The sequence below is a fragment of the Actinoplanes regularis genome (genome assembly GCF_900188005.1).
GTDB classification, from domain to species: domain Bacteria; phylum Actinomycetota; class Actinomycetes; order Mycobacteriales; family Micromonosporaceae; genus Actinoplanes; species Actinoplanes regularis.
The window spans coordinates 494,091-510,562 of sequence record NZ_FZNR01000004.1; the positions used below are offsets into that span (position 1 = coordinate 494,091).

A 16,472-nucleotide genomic window follows, 5' to 3' on the forward strand; every position below is an offset into this window, starting at 1 on the left:
GCCGGTGCGAGGATTCGCACCGGCCCGGCCGGACCGGTCAGAGCGATACGGTCTTGCCGCCGATCGTCACCACCAGCACGCCGCTGGAGCTGAACGACCAGGCGAGCGCTCCGCTGTAGTTCGCGCAGCGGGACCCGTTGGTGCCCGACCAGAACTGGTTGGAACTGTCCGAGTCGCCGATGATCCGGTCGTTGGTGCCGCTGCTGAAGCGGCAGGACGTGTTGTTGCGGAACACCGACGTACCGGCGTCGAAGTTGAAGTTGCGTTCGCCGTTGTCGACGCTCAGGTTGTTCGAGATGCTCAGCGAGCCCGGGTTGCTGTTGTAGGTGAACCCGTGCTTGCCGTTCTTGTAGGCGATGCTGCGCCGCACGACGTGGTTCACCGCGATGTCCTCGCCGCCCAGCTTGTAGCCGTTGCGGTCACCGGCGCCGGCCTGTGAGCCGTCGGTGAGCGTGCCGTTGTTGTACGAGAGCGAGTCCTCGATCGTCACCGGCCCGATCGCACCGGTGTCGGTCTTGGTGTACAGGTCCCAGCCGTCGTCGATGTTGTTGTGCGACACCGTGTAGCGGAAGACGTTGCCGGTGCCGACGGTCAGCTTCGCCGCGAAACCGTCCGCGTCCTCGCCGTCGGAGTCCGCGTTGTCGTGCGACTCGGAGCTGAGGACCAGGTTGTTCGCCGGCCACTGCGAACTGGGCGTGTCCGACGCGATCCGGGAGATCTGCAGCCCGCTGTCGCGGTTGAACCTGGTCACCGTCCGTTCGATGGTGTTGTTGCTGCCGCCGACGAAGATCCCGTTGTCGCCGGCCCGCTCGACCACCAGGCCGTAGAGGCGCCAGTAGTTGCCGTTCAGCGCGAGCCCGCGGTTGGCCGAGTCCTCGCTCTGCGCGGAGAAGTTCAGGACCGGGACTTCGCCGGGGTACGCCGAGAGCGTCTTGAGCGCACCCGACGACCCGTTGTTCCCGGCCGCGATGGTCACCGTCGATGAGTAGCTGTAGGTCCCGCCGCGCATGTAGATCGTCCCGCCCGCCGCGATCCGGGTGATCGCCGAGGTCAGCGTCGTCGGTGCGGACTGGGTGCCGGCGGCGCTGTCGGTGCCGCCCGGTGCCACGTAGACGGCGCCCGTGGTCGGCGGCGTCGACGTGGACGCGGAAGGCGAGGGGGAGGCCGAGGACGGTGAACTCGTCGGCGAACTGGTCGGCGTCGTGGTCCCGCCGTCGTCCACGACGACGTCGTCGAAGCGCCCGGCCGCGTACTCGGTGAGCAGCCCGATCCGCCCGGACGAGATCGACGGGTCGGTCGCGCTACCCACGCTCGTCCCGTTGACCGAGCCGCTGATCGTGGTGCCGCTCACGGTCAGCTTCAGTGTGTAGAACGTGCTGGTCGAGATGGTCTGGCTCAGGCTCGCCAGGACCGTGACCGCGCTGCCGTTCATCGCCTCCAGCTGAACCTTGTTGGCGCCGGTCAGCGACAACCGGTACATCTTGGTGGCGCTGCTGGCCCGGGCGGTCAGCGCGACCACCCCGCTGGTGGAGCCGAACGCGGTCGCCTTGACCCGCGCCTGCACCGCGTAATTCGTCCAGGTGCTGGTGCCGCCGAACTCGCGGGCCCGCTCACTGCTCGTGTCGGACTGCTGGAACACCTGCGTACCGTCGGTGACGACCGACCAGGTGCCGCCCGATTTCGACCAGCCGCTCGATCCGGACTCGAAGTCGGCGCTGAACAGCGTCGCGGCCTCGGCGGTCGCCACGGTCACGGCGAGCCCCGCGGTGACCAGCGCGGCGAGTGCGCCCGCTCCGGCCAGCCGGCGCAGGCGCCGAGGGCGTACGGATGGTGCCATGCGATTCTTCTCCCTGTCGGAAAGAGATCCGCCGAGCAATTCCACGCGTTGCGCTTTTCGCGGCAATCAGCTTCGCGGCGCGGCTCTGACCTGCGCCGTTGCTTCAACGCTTGGGGATGGGAAGTCGACGGTTTTCGGGGAACAAACGTTTGCCGTGACCGAATCTCTCACCGTCGAGAGAGAAGAGTCAACAATTCTGACTTGCAGGTTTGTTGCAGGCCTTGCGCTGCGGATCGTCAGTCGCAGGTGAGATACAGCGTCTCCAGCCGGTCGGGATCGTCGCGGCGGGCCCGCAGCAGGCAGGTCGCGGCGGCCAGCCTGGTCAGGCACCCGGCCAGCTCATGGTTGCCGGCTTCGTGGGCGAACCGGGCCAGGGCCATCGCCGAGACGCGGATTGCGGCGGCACTCTCCGCCGTGACTCTCGACGACTCTCGGTGCCGTTGATCGGCCGCGGCGACCCGGGCACGACGCACGTCTGGATTTGCCGCACCGTCTCGTCCTGAAACTGGTATGAGCACCTCCCGCTTGTGGTCGGCTGAGATCGGCCAAGATGGCCACGATTGAGGAGGGAAGAGGCATGAAACGGACAACTGGCTTACTGGCCGCGGGTTTAGGCCTGATGGTCGGCGGGGCAGCGGTGGCCGGCCCCGTAGCGGCCGCAACAGCCGGCCCTGCGGACAGCTACCGACCAGTGGGTTGCTGTGGGATTCCCGGCCCGGCCGGTGACCTGGGCGGGCAGATCTCCGACAGCGGCAAGCGTGCGGGCGGGCAGTTTTCCGATGCCGGCAAGCGTGCTGGCGGGCAGATCTCCGATGCCGGCAAGCGTGCCGGCGGGCAGATCTCCGGCTCATGGCGAAACCTGAACCAGCAGGTCAACAAGACCCTGAGGAAGGCCTCCGGGGAATGCAACGAGCCGACAACCGACGCCGAGGGCAATGTTGACGAGCGCCCGACCAACCCGGATAAATGCGGTGATTCGACGGCACCCGTCTCCACGCCTACGTCATCGACAGAATTGCCACCGTACGGGTCCGGCCCGCTCATGTGAATGATTCAATTTGGTGGTAGCGCTGACCACGATGAATGCCACTTGTGAACACCTGACACCTACGCAACCCGGCTGCAGCCGGGTTGCGTACGCCGAAGCGGTCGGAAAGGGGCGCCCGGTGATCGAGCCGGAGATTCTGCTGGACGGTGTGGTGTTCGGGGAGTCGCCGCGGTGGCATGACGGGCGGTTGTGGTTCTCGGACTGGGGTGCGAATCAGGTGATCGCCCTCGACGAGGACGGCAGACCGGAAGTGATGGCGAGTGTGCCGTCCTTTCCGATGTGCATCGACTTCCTGCCGGACGGGCGGCTGCTCATCGTCGACTCCGCCCGTCAGCGTCTGCTTCGGCGGGAGTCGGACGGGTCGCTGGTCACGCACGCCGATCTGGGCGGCATCTCCCGCAAACCCTGGAACGACATCGTCGTCGACGACCGGGGGAACGCCTACGTCAACAGCATCGGCTTCGACTTTCCCGGCGGAGAGTACGCGCCGGGGCTGATCGCGCTGGTCACCCCGGACGGCGGGGTCGTTCAGGTGGCGGCGGACCTGGCGTTTCCCAACGGGATGGCGATCACTCCGGACGGGCGCACACTGATCGTGGCAGAGTCCTACGCGGAGCGGCTCACGGCGTACCGGATCGATCCGGAAGGTCTGCTGCGGGATCGCCGCGAGTGGGCCGCGACGCCTGGTGATCACCCGGATGGGATCTGCGTCGACGCCGAAGGCGCGGTCTGGCTCGCTGACGTCGGCAACCAGCGCTGTCTGCGCGTTCGCGAGGGCGGCGAGGTGCTCGCCACGGCCGGGTTCGACCGGGGCGCCTTCGCGTGCGTGCTGAGCCGCGGCGAGAGCCCCCGCCTGTTCGTCGTCGGTCAGCAGTGGGGCGGCGGGGGAGAGCGCACCGGCCGGGTCTGGTCCGTCCCGGCGCCCGCGCCCGGCGCCGGCCATCCGTGATGATCGCCGACCAGAGGGTCCGGCGGTGGTAGGTCCGGACTACCGGGCCCGCCCTGGTCAGTGGGTGCGGCGGTGGTAGGTCTGGCCGACCGGGCCCGCGCCGATCAGCGGGTGCGGCGGTCGTAGGCGCGGGCCGCCCGCGCCCGGTCCCCGCATCGAACCGAACACCACTGCCGCCGTCCGCTGCGCAGCAGATAACGCTGGCACGGCGGCGACCCGCAGGCCGCGAGCCGCCCGGCGTCCGGCCCGGTGAGCAGGTCGGCCGCGTCGGCCGCGAGCACGCCGAGCGCGCGATCCACCACCTGATCGGTCGGGTGCGGCGTGGAGCGATGCAGGCCGCGGGCCGGATCCCAGCGCAGCTCGGCGGCGGTCGGCACGCGGGTCAGCGCCGCGTTGATCTCGGCGAGTGCCTCCGCCGGTGGCGTGCTCTGCCGCACCCTAGCTCGGAGCAGGGCCCGGATCTGCTCCCGCAGGGCCCGCAGCCGGCCCGCGCAGATCTCGTGCAGGTGGGTATCCGCCGGCGCGAGCCCCCGCTCGACCAGCCACCAGGTTGCGGCCGCCGGCGTGTCGAGCAGGTCGGTGACCACGCCGCCGGGCGCGGCGAGGCGGCTGTTGGCCAGGTCGAGGCCGGGATGCAGGTCTGCCCCCGGGGCGGTGTCGATCACAAACCTCACGGTACTGCTTGCTTTCATCCGTGACAAACGGCTAACTTCACGGATAAGACCACTCCTATCCGTGAGGTTTCCATGATCAACGTCCAGACTTTCGGCGGTCCCACCGCGCTCTTCGAGTACGGCGACCTGCGCCTGCTCACCGATCCCACGTTCGACGAGCCGCAGAGCTACGTCTCCCCGAGCGGCACCACCCTGACCAAGCTCGCCCCGCCCAAGGCCGGCCCGGAGACCCTCGGACGCGTCGACGTCGTCCTGCTCTCCCACGACCAGCACGCCGACAACCTCGACGACTCCGGCCGCGCCCTGCTCGGCCGCGTCCCGCTGACCCTCACCACGGTGAGCGGCGCCGAGCGGCTCGGCGGCACCGCCCGCGGCCTGGCGCCGTGGGAGTCCACCAAGGTCGGCGACGTGACGGTGACCGGCGTCCCGGCGCGGCACGGCCCGGAGGGCTGCGAACCGCTCACCGGCGAGGTCACCGGCTTCGTGCTGACCGGCGAGGGCCTGCCGACGGTCTACGTCAGCGGTGACAACGCCGCACTCGACGCGGTCGAGCAGATCGCCGCGCGCTTCGGCCCGGTCGACACCGCGATCCTGTTCGCCGGTGCCGTCCGGACCGGCCTGTTCGGCGGTGCGCTGCTCACCCTGGACAGCGAGCAGGCCGCCGAGGCGGCCCGCGTCCTGGGTGCGAAGCAGATCGTGCTGGTGCATCACGACAGCTGGGCGCACTTCACCGAGGGGCGCGACGCCCTGGTCGCGGCGTTCACCACGGCCGGCCTCCTCGACCGCGTCCAGCTGGACTGACCCGCCTTCCCCTGCCTCACCGTGCTGCCCCCTTGGTTTTCCAGATGCCGTTGAGCAGCGGGAGCAGTACGTACCGGTCGGGGTTCGCGGCGGTCTCCCGGCGCAGCGTGTCGAGCGCCTGCCCGGCCTCGTCCGGCGTGATCAGGCCGTTCGCGTACGCGATCGGCAGCAGGCTCTGGTAGACGCTCGCCAGGATCGGCGTGCCCATCGCGGCCGGGATCAGGCGGCCGGCGACGTCGGTGCCGTCCGGAGCGCCGATGCCGGCCTCGGCCATCAGGTACGGCAACCGGCTCCCGGTCCGCACGTCACACCCGGCCGCCCCGAACGCCGCGACCACCAGCGCGGTCATCTGGTCGACGATGCCCAGCGTCGGGTTCAGCCCGACGGCCTGCAGGTCATAGTCCTGCACCAGCAGGTGACCACCCGGTCCCACCGCGTCCCACAACCGGCGCAGCACCTCCGCCCGCCGCGGCGTGTGGAACAGCAGCAGCCGCGCGTAGACCAGGTCGTACGGACCGCCCGGTACCGGCTCGTCCGCGGTCAGGTCATGGATGATCACCCGGCCCGGTGCCAGCGAGCTGATCACCGGGTCCAGGTCGATGCCGATCACCTCGCCGGCCGGCCCGACCCGCTCGGCCATCAGCCGCATCGTCTCGCCCGGCCCGCACCCGGCGTCCAGGCACCGGGCGCCGGCGGCGAGTCCGATCCTGTCGAGCAGCCGGGCCGTGTCGGCCGACCAGAGCCGCGCCTGCGCGCGGACTCGTTCGAACTCCTCGTCGGTGCGTCCCAACGCGTATTCAGTGGTCTCCATGCACCGATGCTGGCGCCGCCGCGAGCCCGTTCAATCGTGGATCCGACCACGAGGTTTCGCGGAACACCGCCAGGACGTACGGTCGTCGGCATGCCGCGCCTGTTGCTGCAGCGCGATGCGGAGCTGGCGATGCTCGACCACCGGCTCGGCCAGGTGCGCTCCGGGACCGGCGCGGTGATCGTCGTCGAGGGACCGGCCGGGATCGGGAAGTCCAGCCTGCTCGCCGCGGCCGGCGACGACGCGGCCGCGGCCGGCCTGCGGGTGCTGTCCGCGTGGGGCGGCCCGCTGGAGCGGGACGCCGGCTGGGGCATCGCCCGGCAGCTGTTCGCGCCGCTGCGCCGGACGCCGGAGTGGGACGCCCTGGCCGTCGGCGCCGCCGCCCCGGCCCGGCGGGCGCTGGACGACGAGGGCGCCACGCCGGCGCCGACCGGCGACGCCATGCACGCCGCCGCGCACGGGCTGACCTGGCTCACCTGTGGACTCGCCGCCCGCGCGGCGACGTTGTTGCTGGTCGACGACGTCCATTGGGCGGACGCGCCGTCGCTGCGCTGGCTCGGTCAACTGACCCGGCGGATCAGCGGGCTGCCGCTCGGCATCCTGTGCGCGGTGCGGTCCGGCGAGCCGCCGGCCGAGCCGGAGCTGCTCGCCGAGCTGCTCGCGGCCGCCGGTGTGCCGGTGCGGCCGGCCCCGCTGGGCCCGGCGGCGGTCCGGTCGATCGTGCTGGATCGCCTCCCCACTGCCGGCCCCGCGTTCACCGGGGCGTGCCACGCCGCGACCGCCGGCAACCCGTTCCTGCTCGGCGCGCTGCTCGACCACCTCGCCGCCGAACGCGTCGAGCCGTCCGACGAGGTCGCCGCCGGGCTCAGCGACTTCGGCCCGGACCAGGTCGCGCGGGCCGTCGACCGGCAGCTCGCCCGGCTGCCCTCCGGAACGCTGGAGCTGGCCCGGGCGTTCGCGGTGCTCGGGCGCGGCGCGCCGCTGCGGCAGGCGCGCGACCTGGCCGGTTTCGATCATTCCCGGGCGGCGCTGCTGGCGGATCGGTTGCGGTCCGCCGGCCTCCTGGCGGGCGGATTCGGCGGGTACGAATTCGTGCACCCGCTGGTGGCCGGCGCGCTCTACAACGGGCTGCCGCCGGGGGAGCGCGCGCTGTGGCACGGTCGGGCGGCCCGGCTCCTGGGACGGGAGCGGGCCGACCCGGAGACCGTCGCGCTACACCTGCTGCGCACCGAACCCGCAGGTGAGTCCCGCACGGTGGCGGCGCTGAGCACCGCCGCCGATCGGGCCTGGCGCCGTGGCGCACCGCAGAACGCCGCGACCTTCCTGCGGCGAGCCCTGGCCGAGGGGCCGATGGAGGCGCACCCGGAAGCCGATCTCCTCTGCCGTCTGGGTCTGGTCACCGCCGAGCAGGTCAAGCCGGAGTGCTATCCGCTGCTGGCCGAAGCGGTGTCCCGCGCGACCGATCCCGATCAGCGGGCCGTGATCGCGCTGTCCGGGGCGCGGGCGCTCGGCCTGGCCGGCTACTCGGACGGTGCGCTGCGGCTGTGCCACTCCGTGCTGGACCGGCCGGCGGACGCCGACCCGACCGTCCTCGAACGACTCGAGGCGGAGCTGGTCTGCGGCGCCTGGCTGGACGCGTCCACCACGGGGGAAGCCCGGCAGCGTACGTCCCGGCACGCAGGCCCGGACGTCCTGCCGGTCTGGGGCGTGCACCACGCCCACCTGGCGCTCGCCGCCGCCCGGCCGGCCCCGGAGGCCGCGGCGCTCCTGCGAGGCGTCCTGGACACCGAGGTCGACTCGCTGCTCGCGACGCTGCTCAAGTTCTGCCTGGTGACGGCGGAGGAGTTGGACACCGCCCGGGCGCTCTGCGACGCCCTGATCGACGAGGCCCGCCCGCGCGGCTGGATGACCGCGCTGGCGCACGGCAGCTTCGTCCGCGCCCACGCCCTGGTGCCGGCCGGCCGGGTGCGCGAGGCGCTGCCGGACGCCCGGTTCGCCTTCGAGTTCAAGCTCGCCAACCCGCCCGCGCCCGGCCTGGTCTGGACACTGTTCCCGCTGGTCGAAGCGCTGACCGAGGCCGACGAACTGGACGCCGCCGAGACGGCCCTGACCACCGCCCGGTCCCGTGGCTGGGGCGAGCGCGAGCCGGCCGGTGAACCGCCACCGGGTCTGCTGCGCACCGCGATGCTGCTGGAGCGCCGGGCCCGGCTGCGGCTGGCCGCGCACCGCCCGGCCGACGCGCACGCCGACCTGACCGCGGCCGCCGCCACCTGGCAGGCGCTCGGCGTGCGGCATCCCGGGTTCGCCGCCTGGCGGGTCGACGACAGCATCGCCCTGGCCCTGCTCGGCGACCTGCCCGCCGCCCGCCGCCTCGCCGAGGAACATCTCGACCTGGCCGGGCAGGTGGGCCTGCCCGGCCCGCGCGGCGCCGGCCTGCGCGCCCTGGCCCGCACGGTCACCCCGGTCGAGGCGGTACCGCTGCTGACCCAGGCCGCCCACCTGCTCGCCGCCTCCCCGATGCGTCTCGAGCACGCCCGCGTCCTGACCGAACTGGGCGCCGCCCTGCGCCGGGCGAACCAGCGGGCCACCGCCCGGGGACCGTTGACCCAGGCGCTGGACCTGGCCGACCACGGCGGCATGCGACTGATCGCGCGCCGAGCCCGCCAGGAGTTGCTCGCCGCGGGTGGCCGCCCGCGGCGAGCGGTGAGCTCCGGGCCGGGCGCTCTGACTCCCGCCGAGCACCGGGTCGCGGTTCTGGCCGCGCTGGGGCACAGCAACAGGGAGATCGCCGACCAGCTGTACGTGGCCCGCCGCACGGTCGAGACCCACCTGACCCACATCTTCCAGAAGCTCTCCGTCACGAGCCGCGCCCAGCTCGCGACCGCCCTTCCTGACCGTTAGACCACGATGATCATCGAAGGTGTTGAAATCATCGCGGTGGGAACGGGGCCAGCGGTGACCTATCGCCCACGGACCACTTGTGACCGAACGGGTCCGTGAAGCCACCTTGACGGTGGGTCCCCCAGGGCATTCGATGATCCTCGATATCGGCTCCGGTGGCAGCGCCCGCGGCGGCGGCGCGCTCGATAACTTCATCGGGGTCATCGGTGAATATCTCGACGCGGGTACTTGTGAACCCCGCCTGGCCGGGACTGGTCTCTGCCGGGTTCTGGGGATTGACCTCATGAAGGAAGAAGGCGGCGCCATTGATCTCAAGGCCGGCCACGCCACCGAGGTTCCACAGCTCTGTCGCGCCCAGTGCGGTCTTGTACCAGGCGACCGCAGCATCCGCATCTGGGACGATCAGCATCACAGAGATCACTGGCGGTGAGGGGGGCACCATGTCGCCGGACGGGGCGGCATGATCTTTCGGCTCCTCAGTCATGCCCCCAGCATGCCGGACGTCACTCGCAGCCCGGGTGCGCAACGACACCCGGGTAGATCATGACGTTGCGTCCAAGTCGTTCAGGGACCTAGATCGACTGGTCGAGGTGGGCGTTCCAGATCGGGCCGGCCTGTTCATGTGAGTCGACGCCCGCGTAGAAGGCGTCACCCAGCGCAGGCCACTCGTCCGCGCCGACCCTGTCGGCCTTGAGGAATTTCGGGCGGAACACGGTGAACGGCTCGGGCCGGTAGGGCACGGCCATCTGGAACCGGCGCGGCGACGGGCCGTACTCGACACCCTCGATGATCAGCGCGTCCATGCGCCCACTGGCCAGGTGCGCGTACCCGTCGAAGATCAGGACCGCCCGGTCGGCGCCGTCCGCGTTGGTGTCGAGGGCCTCCTTCCCGCGCTCGACCGCGACCCGCAGGTCCTCATCGGCGAACCGGATCGCGCCGCGCCGGCCGTCGGCCGTCTCGTAGCCGAACAGCGGGGTGATCGGACCGCCCTCGTCCGAGATGGACCACATGCCGTGCGCCGCGAAGAACCCGGCCATCCGGGCGAGATTCTGCATGGCGCACACCCTGCCACAGCCGTCCGAGACGCTGCGGGCAACGCCTTGACAATATTCCGGAAACGATTCCAGACTGACCCCATTGATCGATCGTCATCGAAAGATCAAGGAGTCGGCCGTGGCGGTGACCATCAAGGACGTCGCACGGCTCGCCGGGGTCTCGCAGTCCTCGGTGTGCCGGGCGCTGGCCGATCCCGCACGCGTCCGGCCGGAGACCCGTGAGCGTGTCGAGCGCGCCGCCCGCGAGCTCGGCTACCACCCCAACCGGGTCGCCCGCAGTCTGATCACCGGGCGGACCGGCAACATCGGCGTGGTCCTGCCGGATCTGGCCAACCCCTTCTTCCCCACCGTCGTCAAGTCGATCCAGACGCGGGCGCGCGGCTTCGACTACGCGGTCTTCCTTAGCGACACCGACGAGGATCCGGCGGTCGAGGTGCCGGCCATCCGGGCCCTCGCCAAGCAGGTCGACGGCTTCCTGCTCTGCTCGCCCCGGGCCACCGACGAGGACCTGCGGTCGTTCGCGGGGGAGAAGCCGATCGTGGTGCTGAACCGGCGGATCACGCCGTTCCCCTCGGTGACCGCGGACAACGCCGACGGGATGCGGCAGGTGGTCGCGCACCTGCACGCCCTCGGTCACCGCGACGTCGCGTACGTGGCCGGGCCGCGCACCTCGTGGTCCAACCGCGACCGGCTGCGGGGTCTGCGCGCCGCGACCGCGGCCCGTGGGATGACCCTGGTCGAGGCCGGCAACGTCGCGCCCACCGTGGACGGCGGCGCGGCCGCCGCCGACCTCGTCCTCGCCGCCCCGGTGACCGCGGTCCTCGCCTACAACGACCTGGTCGCGCTCGGCCTGATCAAACGGTTCCAGGCCCGGGGTGTCGTCGTCCCCGAGCAGCTCAGCGTCGTCGGCTTCGACGACATCCTGGTCGCCGGGCTGGTCGGCCCGCCGTTGACCACGGTCGCGATCGGCAAGGAGCAGATCGGCCGGGTCGGGGTGGACCTGCTGCTCGAGCTGATGGCCGACCGGGACTCCACCGGCACCGCCCGCCGGGTGCTGCCCACCCAGCTCATCGTGCGTGGTTCGACGGGCCCCGCTTTTCGCTAGGAAGGGAACCGCTATGTCGCCCAGTCGCCGCCAATTCCTCACTCTCAGCGCCGCCGCCGTCACCGTCGCCGCCTGCAGTCCGCCGGCGAACGACAGCCCGGCGGTGAACGCCAGCGGGCCGGTCCCGGACAAGCCGGCGAAGGCGGTCACCCTCAACGTGCTGGACGTGGCCGGGAACCTGCAGCTCACCCAGGGCATGATCGACGACTTCGTGGCGAAGAACAGCGGCGTGGTCGAGCGGGTCACCTACACCAAGGCGACCGCCCCGGAGCTGGTCGGCAAGGTCAAGGCGCAGCAGGCGGCGAACCGGGTGGACATCGACCTCGTGCTGACCGGGGTGGACGGGCTCGCCGCCGGGATCGCCCAGCAGCTGTGGGTGTCGCTGCTGCCGACGTATGCGGCTCGGCTGCCCGGCATGGCCAACTATCTGGCCGGCGCGGCCGCCATGCAGAAGCTCGCCGGCAACGAGGGGGTGACCGTCACCTACTACCCGTCCGGACCGCTGATCGAGTACCTGCCGGCCAAGGTGCCGAACCCGCCCAGGAGCGCTCAGGACCTGCTCGCGTACGCCAAGGCGAACCCGGGCGCCGTGCAGTACGCCCGCCCGTCCAACTCCGGCCCGGGCCGCACGCTGCTGATGGGCCTGCCCTACCTGCTCGGCGACACCGATCCCAAGGACCCGGTCAACGGCTGGGCGAAGACCTGGGACTACCTCAAGCAGCTGGGCGAGTCGATCACGCTCTACCCCTCCACCACCAGCGAGACCATGAAGAACCTGGCGAACGGCTCGGCGAAGATCATCGCGTCGACGACGGGCTGGGACATCAACCCGCGAGTGCTCGGGACCGTGCCGAAGGAGGCCGAGATCGGCACGCTCAACGGCTTCCACTGGGTCTCCGACGCGCACTACGCGGTGGTGCCGAAAGGTGTCTCCACCGAGAAGCAGTCCGCGATCCTCAACCTGCTCGCCTGGATGCTCACCCCGCAACAGCAGGCCAAGGCGTACGACAAGGGCTACTTCTTCCCCGGTCCGGCGGTCGACGGGGTGACCATCTCGATGGCACCGCCGGAGAGCCAGCAGGCGATCAAGGACTACGGCCGTGCCCAGTACCTCCAACTGATCGCGAACAACCCGATCGAGGTGCCGCTCGAGGCGTCCGCGCTGGTGGCGGCGTTCGACCGGTGGGACCGCGAAATCGGCGGCTCAAAGGTCAAGAAGTGACCGGCTTCGAGACGCTGCGCCTGGACGGGGTGACCCGCCGGTTCGGCGGCGCGGACGCCCTGGCCGGGCTCGACCTGGAGATCCGGCGCGGCGAGTTCATCGCGCTGCTCGGGCCGTCCGGCTGCGGGAAGTCGACCGCGCTGAACTGCCTGGCGGGTCTGCTCCCACTCAGCGGCGGCAGCATCTGGCGGGACGGGACCCGGCTGGACACGCTGCCACCGGAGCGCCGCGGCTTCGGGATGGTGTTCCAGAACTACGCGCTGTTCCCGCACATGTCCGTACGCAAGAACGTGTCTTTCGGTCTGCGGATGCGCGGCCTGCCGCGCGCGGAGATCCGGCGCCGGACCGACGACGCGATCCGGCTGGTCCACCTCGAGGAACACGCCGGGAAGCTGCCCGGGCAGCTGTCCGGTGGGCAGCAGCAGCGGGTCGCGATCGCCCGCGCCGTCGTCGTCGAGCCGTCGCTGGTCCTGATGGACGAGCCGCTCAGCAATCTGGACGCGAAGCTGCGCCTGGAGATGCGGACCGAGATCCGCCGGCTGCACCAGAACCTGGGCCTGACCACGGTCTATGTCACGCACGACCAGGAGGAGGCGCTCTCCATGGCGGATCGCCTGGTGGTGCTGCGGGCCGGCCGGGTGCAGCAGATCGGCAGCCCGGAGGAGGTTCACACCCGGCCCGCGAACCGGCACGTCGCCGACTTCCTCGGGTTCCGCAACCTGCTGCCCGGCGCCCTCCTCGCGGACGGCGAGATCAACATCAACGACTTGGGCGTACGTACGAAGGGGACGCCCGTGGGTCCGATCAGCGACGGCGACGCGATCGTGGCGGCGATCCGCCCCGAGGACGTGCTCGTGCGAAGCGGCGGCGTCGAGGTGACCGTCGAGGTCGCCGCGTACCACGGGCGCGAGATCGCCGCCGAGGCCCGCACCGCCGACGGCCTGCACCTGCATCTGCGCACCTCACAGCGGCTCGCGCCGGGGGACAAGGTCTCCGTGGTGCTGCCACCCGACCGGTTGCTGGTGTTCCCGGCATGAGCGGGCTTGCGAGCGAATCGGTGAGCGCCTCGACACCCGCGGTCCGGCACCGCCTCGCCGAGCGGGGCATCGACCCGCAGTTGTTCCTCCTGGTCCCGGCCACGGTGTTCGTGGTCGCGCTCTTCATCTACCCGTTCTGCTACGGCATCGCGGTGTCGCTGCAGCCGGCGCAGGGCGGAGCGCTCGCCGCCTACCGGGCGTTCTTCACCGACGCCTACCAGCGCGACACGATCACCACGACCCTCGCCATCGCCCTGCCCGCGGCCCTGTTCAACGTGTTCGCCGCGGTGCCGATCGCCTACCGGATGCGCGGCCGGTTCCGGGGAAAGCGCCTGCTCACGACCGTGCTGGTGGTGCCGATCACGCTCGGCACCGTGCTGACCGCCGAGGGCCTGCTGAACTTCCTCGGGCCGACCGGCTGGTTCAACCGGATCCTGCTCTCGACCCACCTGGTCGATCAGCCGGTGACGCTCACCCACAACTACTGGGGCGTGTGTCTCTCGCTGGTCATCACCGGGTTCCCGTTCGCGTTCCTGCTGGTCCTCTCCTACCTGTCCGGCATCGATCCGACCCTGGAACGGGCGGCGGCCACGCTCGGGGCGGGCTGGGCGCAGCGCTTCTTCCGGATCACGTTGCCGCTGCTCGCGCCGGGCCTGGCGACCACGTTCTGCCTGACGTTCGTGCTGGCGTTCAGCGTGTTCCCGTCGGCGATCCTGGTCGGCGATCCGACCGGTGGCACCCGGGTGATCAGCATCGCCGCCTACGAGGCCGCCTATGTCCGCTACGACTACGCGGCCGCGTCGGCGACCGCGATCGTCATGGGCGCCGTCGAACTGGTGGTCATCAGCATCGTGCTCGGGCTGCGGAGCCTGTTCTACACCGGATCGACGGCGGGAGGGAAGGGATGAGGGGCCGGATCGTAGCCAGTCCGGGAGCCTGGCTGGTGTGGGGGCTCGTGGCGATCTTCTTCGCCGGGCTGGCCGGGGTGATCGGGTCGGTCGTGGTCAACTCGTTCGGGGTGCGCTGGTTCGACACCTGGCTGCCCGAGTCGTACACCACGCAGTGGTACGGGCAGGCGTGGACGGACTTCACGCTGCTGCCGGTGCTCACCGTCACGCTCGTGGTCTGCCTGCTGGTCGCGGGGATCTCCGTGCTCGTCGGGGTGCCGGCGGCGTACGTCCTGGCCCGCCGGAAATTCCCCGGCAGCCGGCTGGTCTACCTGCTGTTCCTGCTGCCGATCCTGATGCCGCCGATCACCTATGGGATCCCGCTGGCCACAGTGCTCTACAAGTACGGCTTCGCCGGGCACCTGTCCGGCGTGGTGCTCGCGAACCTGGTGCCGTCGGTGCCGTTCGTGATCCTGACGATGACACCGTTCATCGAACAGATCGACCCGTCGATCGAGCGGGCCGCCCGGATGTGCGGGGCCCGGACCCGGCACGTCTTCACCTCGGTTCTGGCGCCGCTGCTGGTGCCGGGGATCCTGGCGGCGTCGATCCTCGTGGTGGTCCGCACGGTGGGGATGTTCGAGCTGACGTTCCTGACCGCGGGACCGGATTCGCAGACCCTCGTGGTGGCGCTCTTCTATTCGATGTCGGCGGCCGGGATCCGGGCACAGCAGTCGGTGGACGCGATGGCGGTCATCTACTGCGTGATGATGCTGGTCCTGCTCGTCGTGGCGTTGCGGTTCGTGAATCCGACGCAGTTGGTGGCGCGGGTGAAGGAGGATCCGGAGTGAGGATCGTGGAGGCCCGGGTGATCGTGACCTGCCCCGGCCGCAACTTCGTGACCCTGAAGATCGTCACGGAGGACGGGGTCAGCGGGGTGGGCGACGCGACGCTCAACGGGCGGGAACTGGCCGTCGTCGCGTACCTGGAGGAGCATGTCGTTCCCCTGCTGATCGGGCGGGACCCGGCCCGGATCGAGGACACCTGGCAGTACCTGTACAAGGGTTCGTACTGGCGGCGCGGGCCGGTGACGATGACCGCGATCGCGGCGGTGGACACCGCGCTCTGGGACATCAAGGGGAAGGTGGCCGGGCTGCCCGTCTATCAGCTGCTCGGCGGGCGGTCACGGGAGGGCGTGACCGTTTACGGTCATGCGAACGCGGCCACGGCCGAGGAGCTCATGCCGGAGATCGCGCGATTCGTCGCCCGGGGCTATCGCGCGGTCCGGGTGCAGACCGGGATCCCGGGTCTGTCGTCGGTCTACGGTGTCGGCCACAAGGGGGACTCCTACGAGCCGGCCAACGCGGCGTTGCCGGAGGAGGCGGTCTGGGACACCGCGCTCTACCTCGACCAGGTGCCCCGGGTTTTCGCGGACGTGCGCGCCGAGTTCGGACCGCACCTGCGCCTGCTGCACGACGTCCACCACCGGCTGACCCCGATCGAGGCCGCCCGCCTCGGCAGGAGCCTCGAACCGTTCGCGCTGACGTGGCTGGAGGACCCGGTCCCGGCCGAGCTGCAGGACGGCTTCCGCCTGATCCGGCAGCACACGACGACACCGCTCGCGGTCGGCGAGGTCTTCAACACGGTCTGGGACTGCCATGAGCTGATCACGTCCCAGCTGATCGACTACGTCCGCGCGACCGTCGTGCACGCCGGCGGCATCACCCACCTGCGCCGGATCTTCGATCTCGCGGCGCTCCACCACGTCCGCAGCGGCTCGCACGGCGCGACCGACCTGTCCCCGGTCTGCATGGCGGCCGCGCTCCACCTGGATCTCGCGATCCCCAACTTCGGTCTGCAGGAGTACATGCCGCATCCGCCGGAGGCCGACGAGGTGTTTCCGCACGGCTACCACTTCGAGGACGGCTACCTGCACCCGTCCGAGACACCCGGCCTGGGTGTGGACATCGACGAGGAGCTGGCCGCCCGCTATCCGTACCGACCGGCCTCCCTACCGGTCAACCGCCTCACCGACGGAACCCTGCACAGCTGGTGACCGCCAGTCCTGCCGTCGGCGGCGAGCCGTGACGCGCGGCAGCGGACCGGGGTGGCGCGGGCCTCGCGCGAGAGCGTCACGGGACTCGGCTT

At 71.0% G+C, this 16,472-nt stretch carries 16 protein-coding genes; 10 read left to right on the forward strand and 6 right to left on the reverse strand.

The window, feature by feature from the left end:
• Window positions 1-37 precede the first annotated feature (37 nt).
• On the reverse strand, window positions 38-1,837 hold the full coding sequence (locus CHC09_RS14680; RefSeq protein WP_179277092.1) for a right-handed parallel beta-helix repeat-containing protein: 1,800 nt from the start codon (window positions 1,835-1,837) through the stop codon (window positions 38-40).
• Window positions 1,838-2,073: 236 nt separating this feature from the next.
• Window positions 2,074-2,310: a hypothetical protein gene (locus tag CHC09_RS45115; RefSeq protein ID WP_143232329.1), complete on the reverse strand. Its 237-nt coding sequence runs from the start codon at window positions 2,308-2,310 to the stop codon at window positions 2,074-2,076.
• 104 nt (window positions 2,311-2,414) lie between these two features.
• Here CHC09_RS45115 and CHC09_RS45120 point away from each other — a divergent pair, with 104 nt between their 5' ends.
• Complete coding sequence (locus CHC09_RS45120) at window positions 2,415-2,885, forward strand: hypothetical protein (protein WP_179277093.1); 471 nt, start codon at window positions 2,415-2,417, stop codon at window positions 2,883-2,885.
• 118 nt (window positions 2,886-3,003) lie between these two features.
• Window positions 3,004-3,834, forward strand: coding sequence for an SMP-30/gluconolactonase/LRE family protein (locus tag CHC09_RS14685; RefSeq protein ID WP_203833122.1), 831 nt, complete (start codon window positions 3,004-3,006; stop codon window positions 3,832-3,834).
• A gap of 104 nt (window positions 3,835-3,938) precedes the next feature.
• Here the strand turns inward: CHC09_RS14685 and CHC09_RS14690 are convergent, their stop codons facing one another.
• Window positions 3,939-4,526, reverse strand: coding sequence for a CGNR zinc finger domain-containing protein (locus CHC09_RS14690; RefSeq protein ID WP_089293610.1), 588 nt, complete (start codon window positions 4,524-4,526; stop codon window positions 3,939-3,941).
• Window positions 4,527-4,580: 54 nt separating this feature from the next.
• On the opposite strand from CHC09_RS14690, the gene CHC09_RS14695 reads away from it, so the two are divergent.
• The gene (locus tag CHC09_RS14695; protein WP_089293611.1) at window positions 4,581-5,309 is read left to right on the forward strand and encodes an MBL fold metallo-hydrolase; all 729 of its coding nucleotides are present in this window, start codon (window positions 4,581-4,583) and stop codon (window positions 5,307-5,309) included.
• Between the two features lie 16 nt (window positions 5,310-5,325).
• On the opposite strand, the gene CHC09_RS14700 is transcribed toward CHC09_RS14695, so the two are convergent.
• Window positions 5,326-6,120, reverse strand: a complete 795-nt coding sequence (locus CHC09_RS14700) for a class I SAM-dependent methyltransferase (protein ID WP_089293612.1) — start codon at window positions 6,118-6,120, stop codon at window positions 5,326-5,328.
• Between the two features lie 90 nt (window positions 6,121-6,210).
• On the opposite strand from CHC09_RS14700, the gene CHC09_RS14705 reads away from it, so the two are divergent.
• Window positions 6,211-9,018, forward strand: a complete 2,808-nt coding sequence (locus CHC09_RS14705) for an ATP-binding protein (RefSeq protein WP_179277094.1) — start codon at window positions 6,211-6,213, stop codon at window positions 9,016-9,018.
• A gap of 28 nt (window positions 9,019-9,046) precedes the next feature.
• On the opposite strand, the gene CHC09_RS14710 is transcribed toward CHC09_RS14705, so the two are convergent.
• Together CHC09_RS14710 and CHC09_RS14715 are read right to left on the reverse strand one after the other, a co-directional pair.
• Window positions 9,047-9,502 (reverse strand): VOC family protein, encoded by a 456-nt coding sequence (locus tag CHC09_RS14710; RefSeq protein ID WP_143232331.1) that lies wholly within the window; start codon window positions 9,500-9,502, stop codon window positions 9,047-9,049.
• An 88-nt stretch (window positions 9,503-9,590) separates the two neighbouring features.
• On the reverse strand, window positions 9,591-10,073 hold the full coding sequence (locus CHC09_RS14715) for a hypothetical protein (RefSeq protein WP_089293615.1): 483 nt from the start codon (window positions 10,071-10,073) through the stop codon (window positions 9,591-9,593).
• A gap of 118 nt (window positions 10,074-10,191) precedes the next feature.
• Here CHC09_RS14715 and CHC09_RS14720 point away from each other — a divergent pair, with 118 nt between their 5' ends.
• From CHC09_RS14720 to manD, 6 genes are read left to right on the forward strand one after another with little or no spacing between them, the layout of a single operon-like run.
• Window positions 10,192-11,178, forward strand: a complete 987-nt coding sequence (locus tag CHC09_RS14720) for a LacI family DNA-binding transcriptional regulator (RefSeq protein ID WP_089293719.1) — start codon at window positions 10,192-10,194, stop codon at window positions 11,176-11,178.
• 13 nt (window positions 11,179-11,191) lie between these two features.
• Window positions 11,192-12,400: an extracellular solute-binding protein gene (locus CHC09_RS14725; RefSeq protein WP_089293616.1), complete on the forward strand. Its 1,209-nt coding sequence runs from the start codon at window positions 11,192-11,194 to the stop codon at window positions 12,398-12,400.
• The gene (locus CHC09_RS14730) at window positions 12,397-13,437 is read left to right on the forward strand and encodes an ABC transporter ATP-binding protein (RefSeq protein WP_089293617.1); all 1,041 of its coding nucleotides are present in this window, start codon (window positions 12,397-12,399) and stop codon (window positions 13,435-13,437) included. The genes CHC09_RS14725 and CHC09_RS14730 overlap by 4 nt, the downstream gene beginning before the upstream one ends.
• The gene (locus tag CHC09_RS14735; protein WP_089293618.1) at window positions 13,434-14,345 is read left to right on the forward strand and encodes an ABC transporter permease; all 912 of its coding nucleotides are present in this window, start codon (window positions 13,434-13,436) and stop codon (window positions 14,343-14,345) included. Before CHC09_RS14730 ends, CHC09_RS14735 begins: the two co-directional genes overlap by 4 nt.
• Window positions 14,342-15,175 carry an ABC transporter permease gene (locus CHC09_RS14740; protein WP_089293619.1) on the forward strand — a complete coding sequence of 278 codons (834 nt, stop codon included), beginning with the start codon at window positions 14,342-14,344 and terminating at the stop codon, window positions 15,173-15,175. Before CHC09_RS14735 ends, CHC09_RS14740 begins: the two co-directional genes overlap by 4 nt.
• Window positions 15,172-16,380 carry a D-mannonate dehydratase ManD gene (gene manD, locus CHC09_RS14745; RefSeq protein WP_089293620.1) on the forward strand — a complete coding sequence of 403 codons (1,209 nt, stop codon included), beginning with the start codon at window positions 15,172-15,174 and terminating at the stop codon, window positions 16,378-16,380. The genes CHC09_RS14740 and manD overlap by 4 nt, the downstream gene beginning before the upstream one ends.
• The last annotated feature ends 92 nt before the right edge of the window (window positions 16,381-16,472 follow it).

What these genes read in the sequence shown, in the direction of transcription:
- CHC09_RS14680 (WP_179277092.1), bottom strand. Translation starts at nt 1,837, where the DNA reads ATGGCACCATCCGTACGCCCTCGGCGCCTGCGCCGGCTGGCCGGAGCG.
- CHC09_RS14715 (WP_089293615.1), bottom strand. Translation starts at nt 10,073, where the DNA reads ATGCAGAATCTCGCCCGGATGGCCGGGTTCTTCGCGGCGCACGGCATG.
- CHC09_RS14735 (WP_089293618.1), top strand. Translation starts at nt 13,434, where the DNA reads ATGAGCGGGCTTGCGAGCGAATCGGTGAGCGCCTCGACACCCGCGGTC.
- CHC09_RS14740 (WP_089293619.1), top strand. Translation starts at nt 14,342, where the DNA reads ATGAGGGGCCGGATCGTAGCCAGTCCGGGAGCCTGGCTGGTGTGGGGG.
- CHC09_RS14690 (WP_089293610.1), bottom strand. Translation starts at nt 4,526, where the DNA reads ATGAAAGCAAGCAGTACCGTGAGGTTTGTGATCGACACCGCCCCGGGG.
- CHC09_RS14725 (WP_089293616.1), top strand. Translation starts at nt 11,192, where the DNA reads ATGTCGCCCAGTCGCCGCCAATTCCTCACTCTCAGCGCCGCCGCCGTC.
- CHC09_RS45120 (WP_179277093.1), top strand. Translation starts at nt 2,415, where the DNA reads ATGAAACGGACAACTGGCTTACTGGCCGCGGGTTTAGGCCTGATGGTC.
- CHC09_RS14710 (WP_143232331.1), bottom strand. Translation starts at nt 9,502, where the DNA reads ATGACTGAGGAGCCGAAAGATCATGCCGCCCCGTCCGGCGACATGGTG.
- CHC09_RS14705 (WP_179277094.1), top strand. Translation starts at nt 6,211, where the DNA reads ATGCCGCGCCTGTTGCTGCAGCGCGATGCGGAGCTGGCGATGCTCGAC.
- CHC09_RS14695 (WP_089293611.1), top strand. Translation starts at nt 4,581, where the DNA reads ATGATCAACGTCCAGACTTTCGGCGGTCCCACCGCGCTCTTCGAGTAC.
- CHC09_RS14700 (WP_089293612.1), bottom strand. Translation starts at nt 6,120, where the DNA reads ATGGAGACCACTGAATACGCGTTGGGACGCACCGACGAGGAGTTCGAA.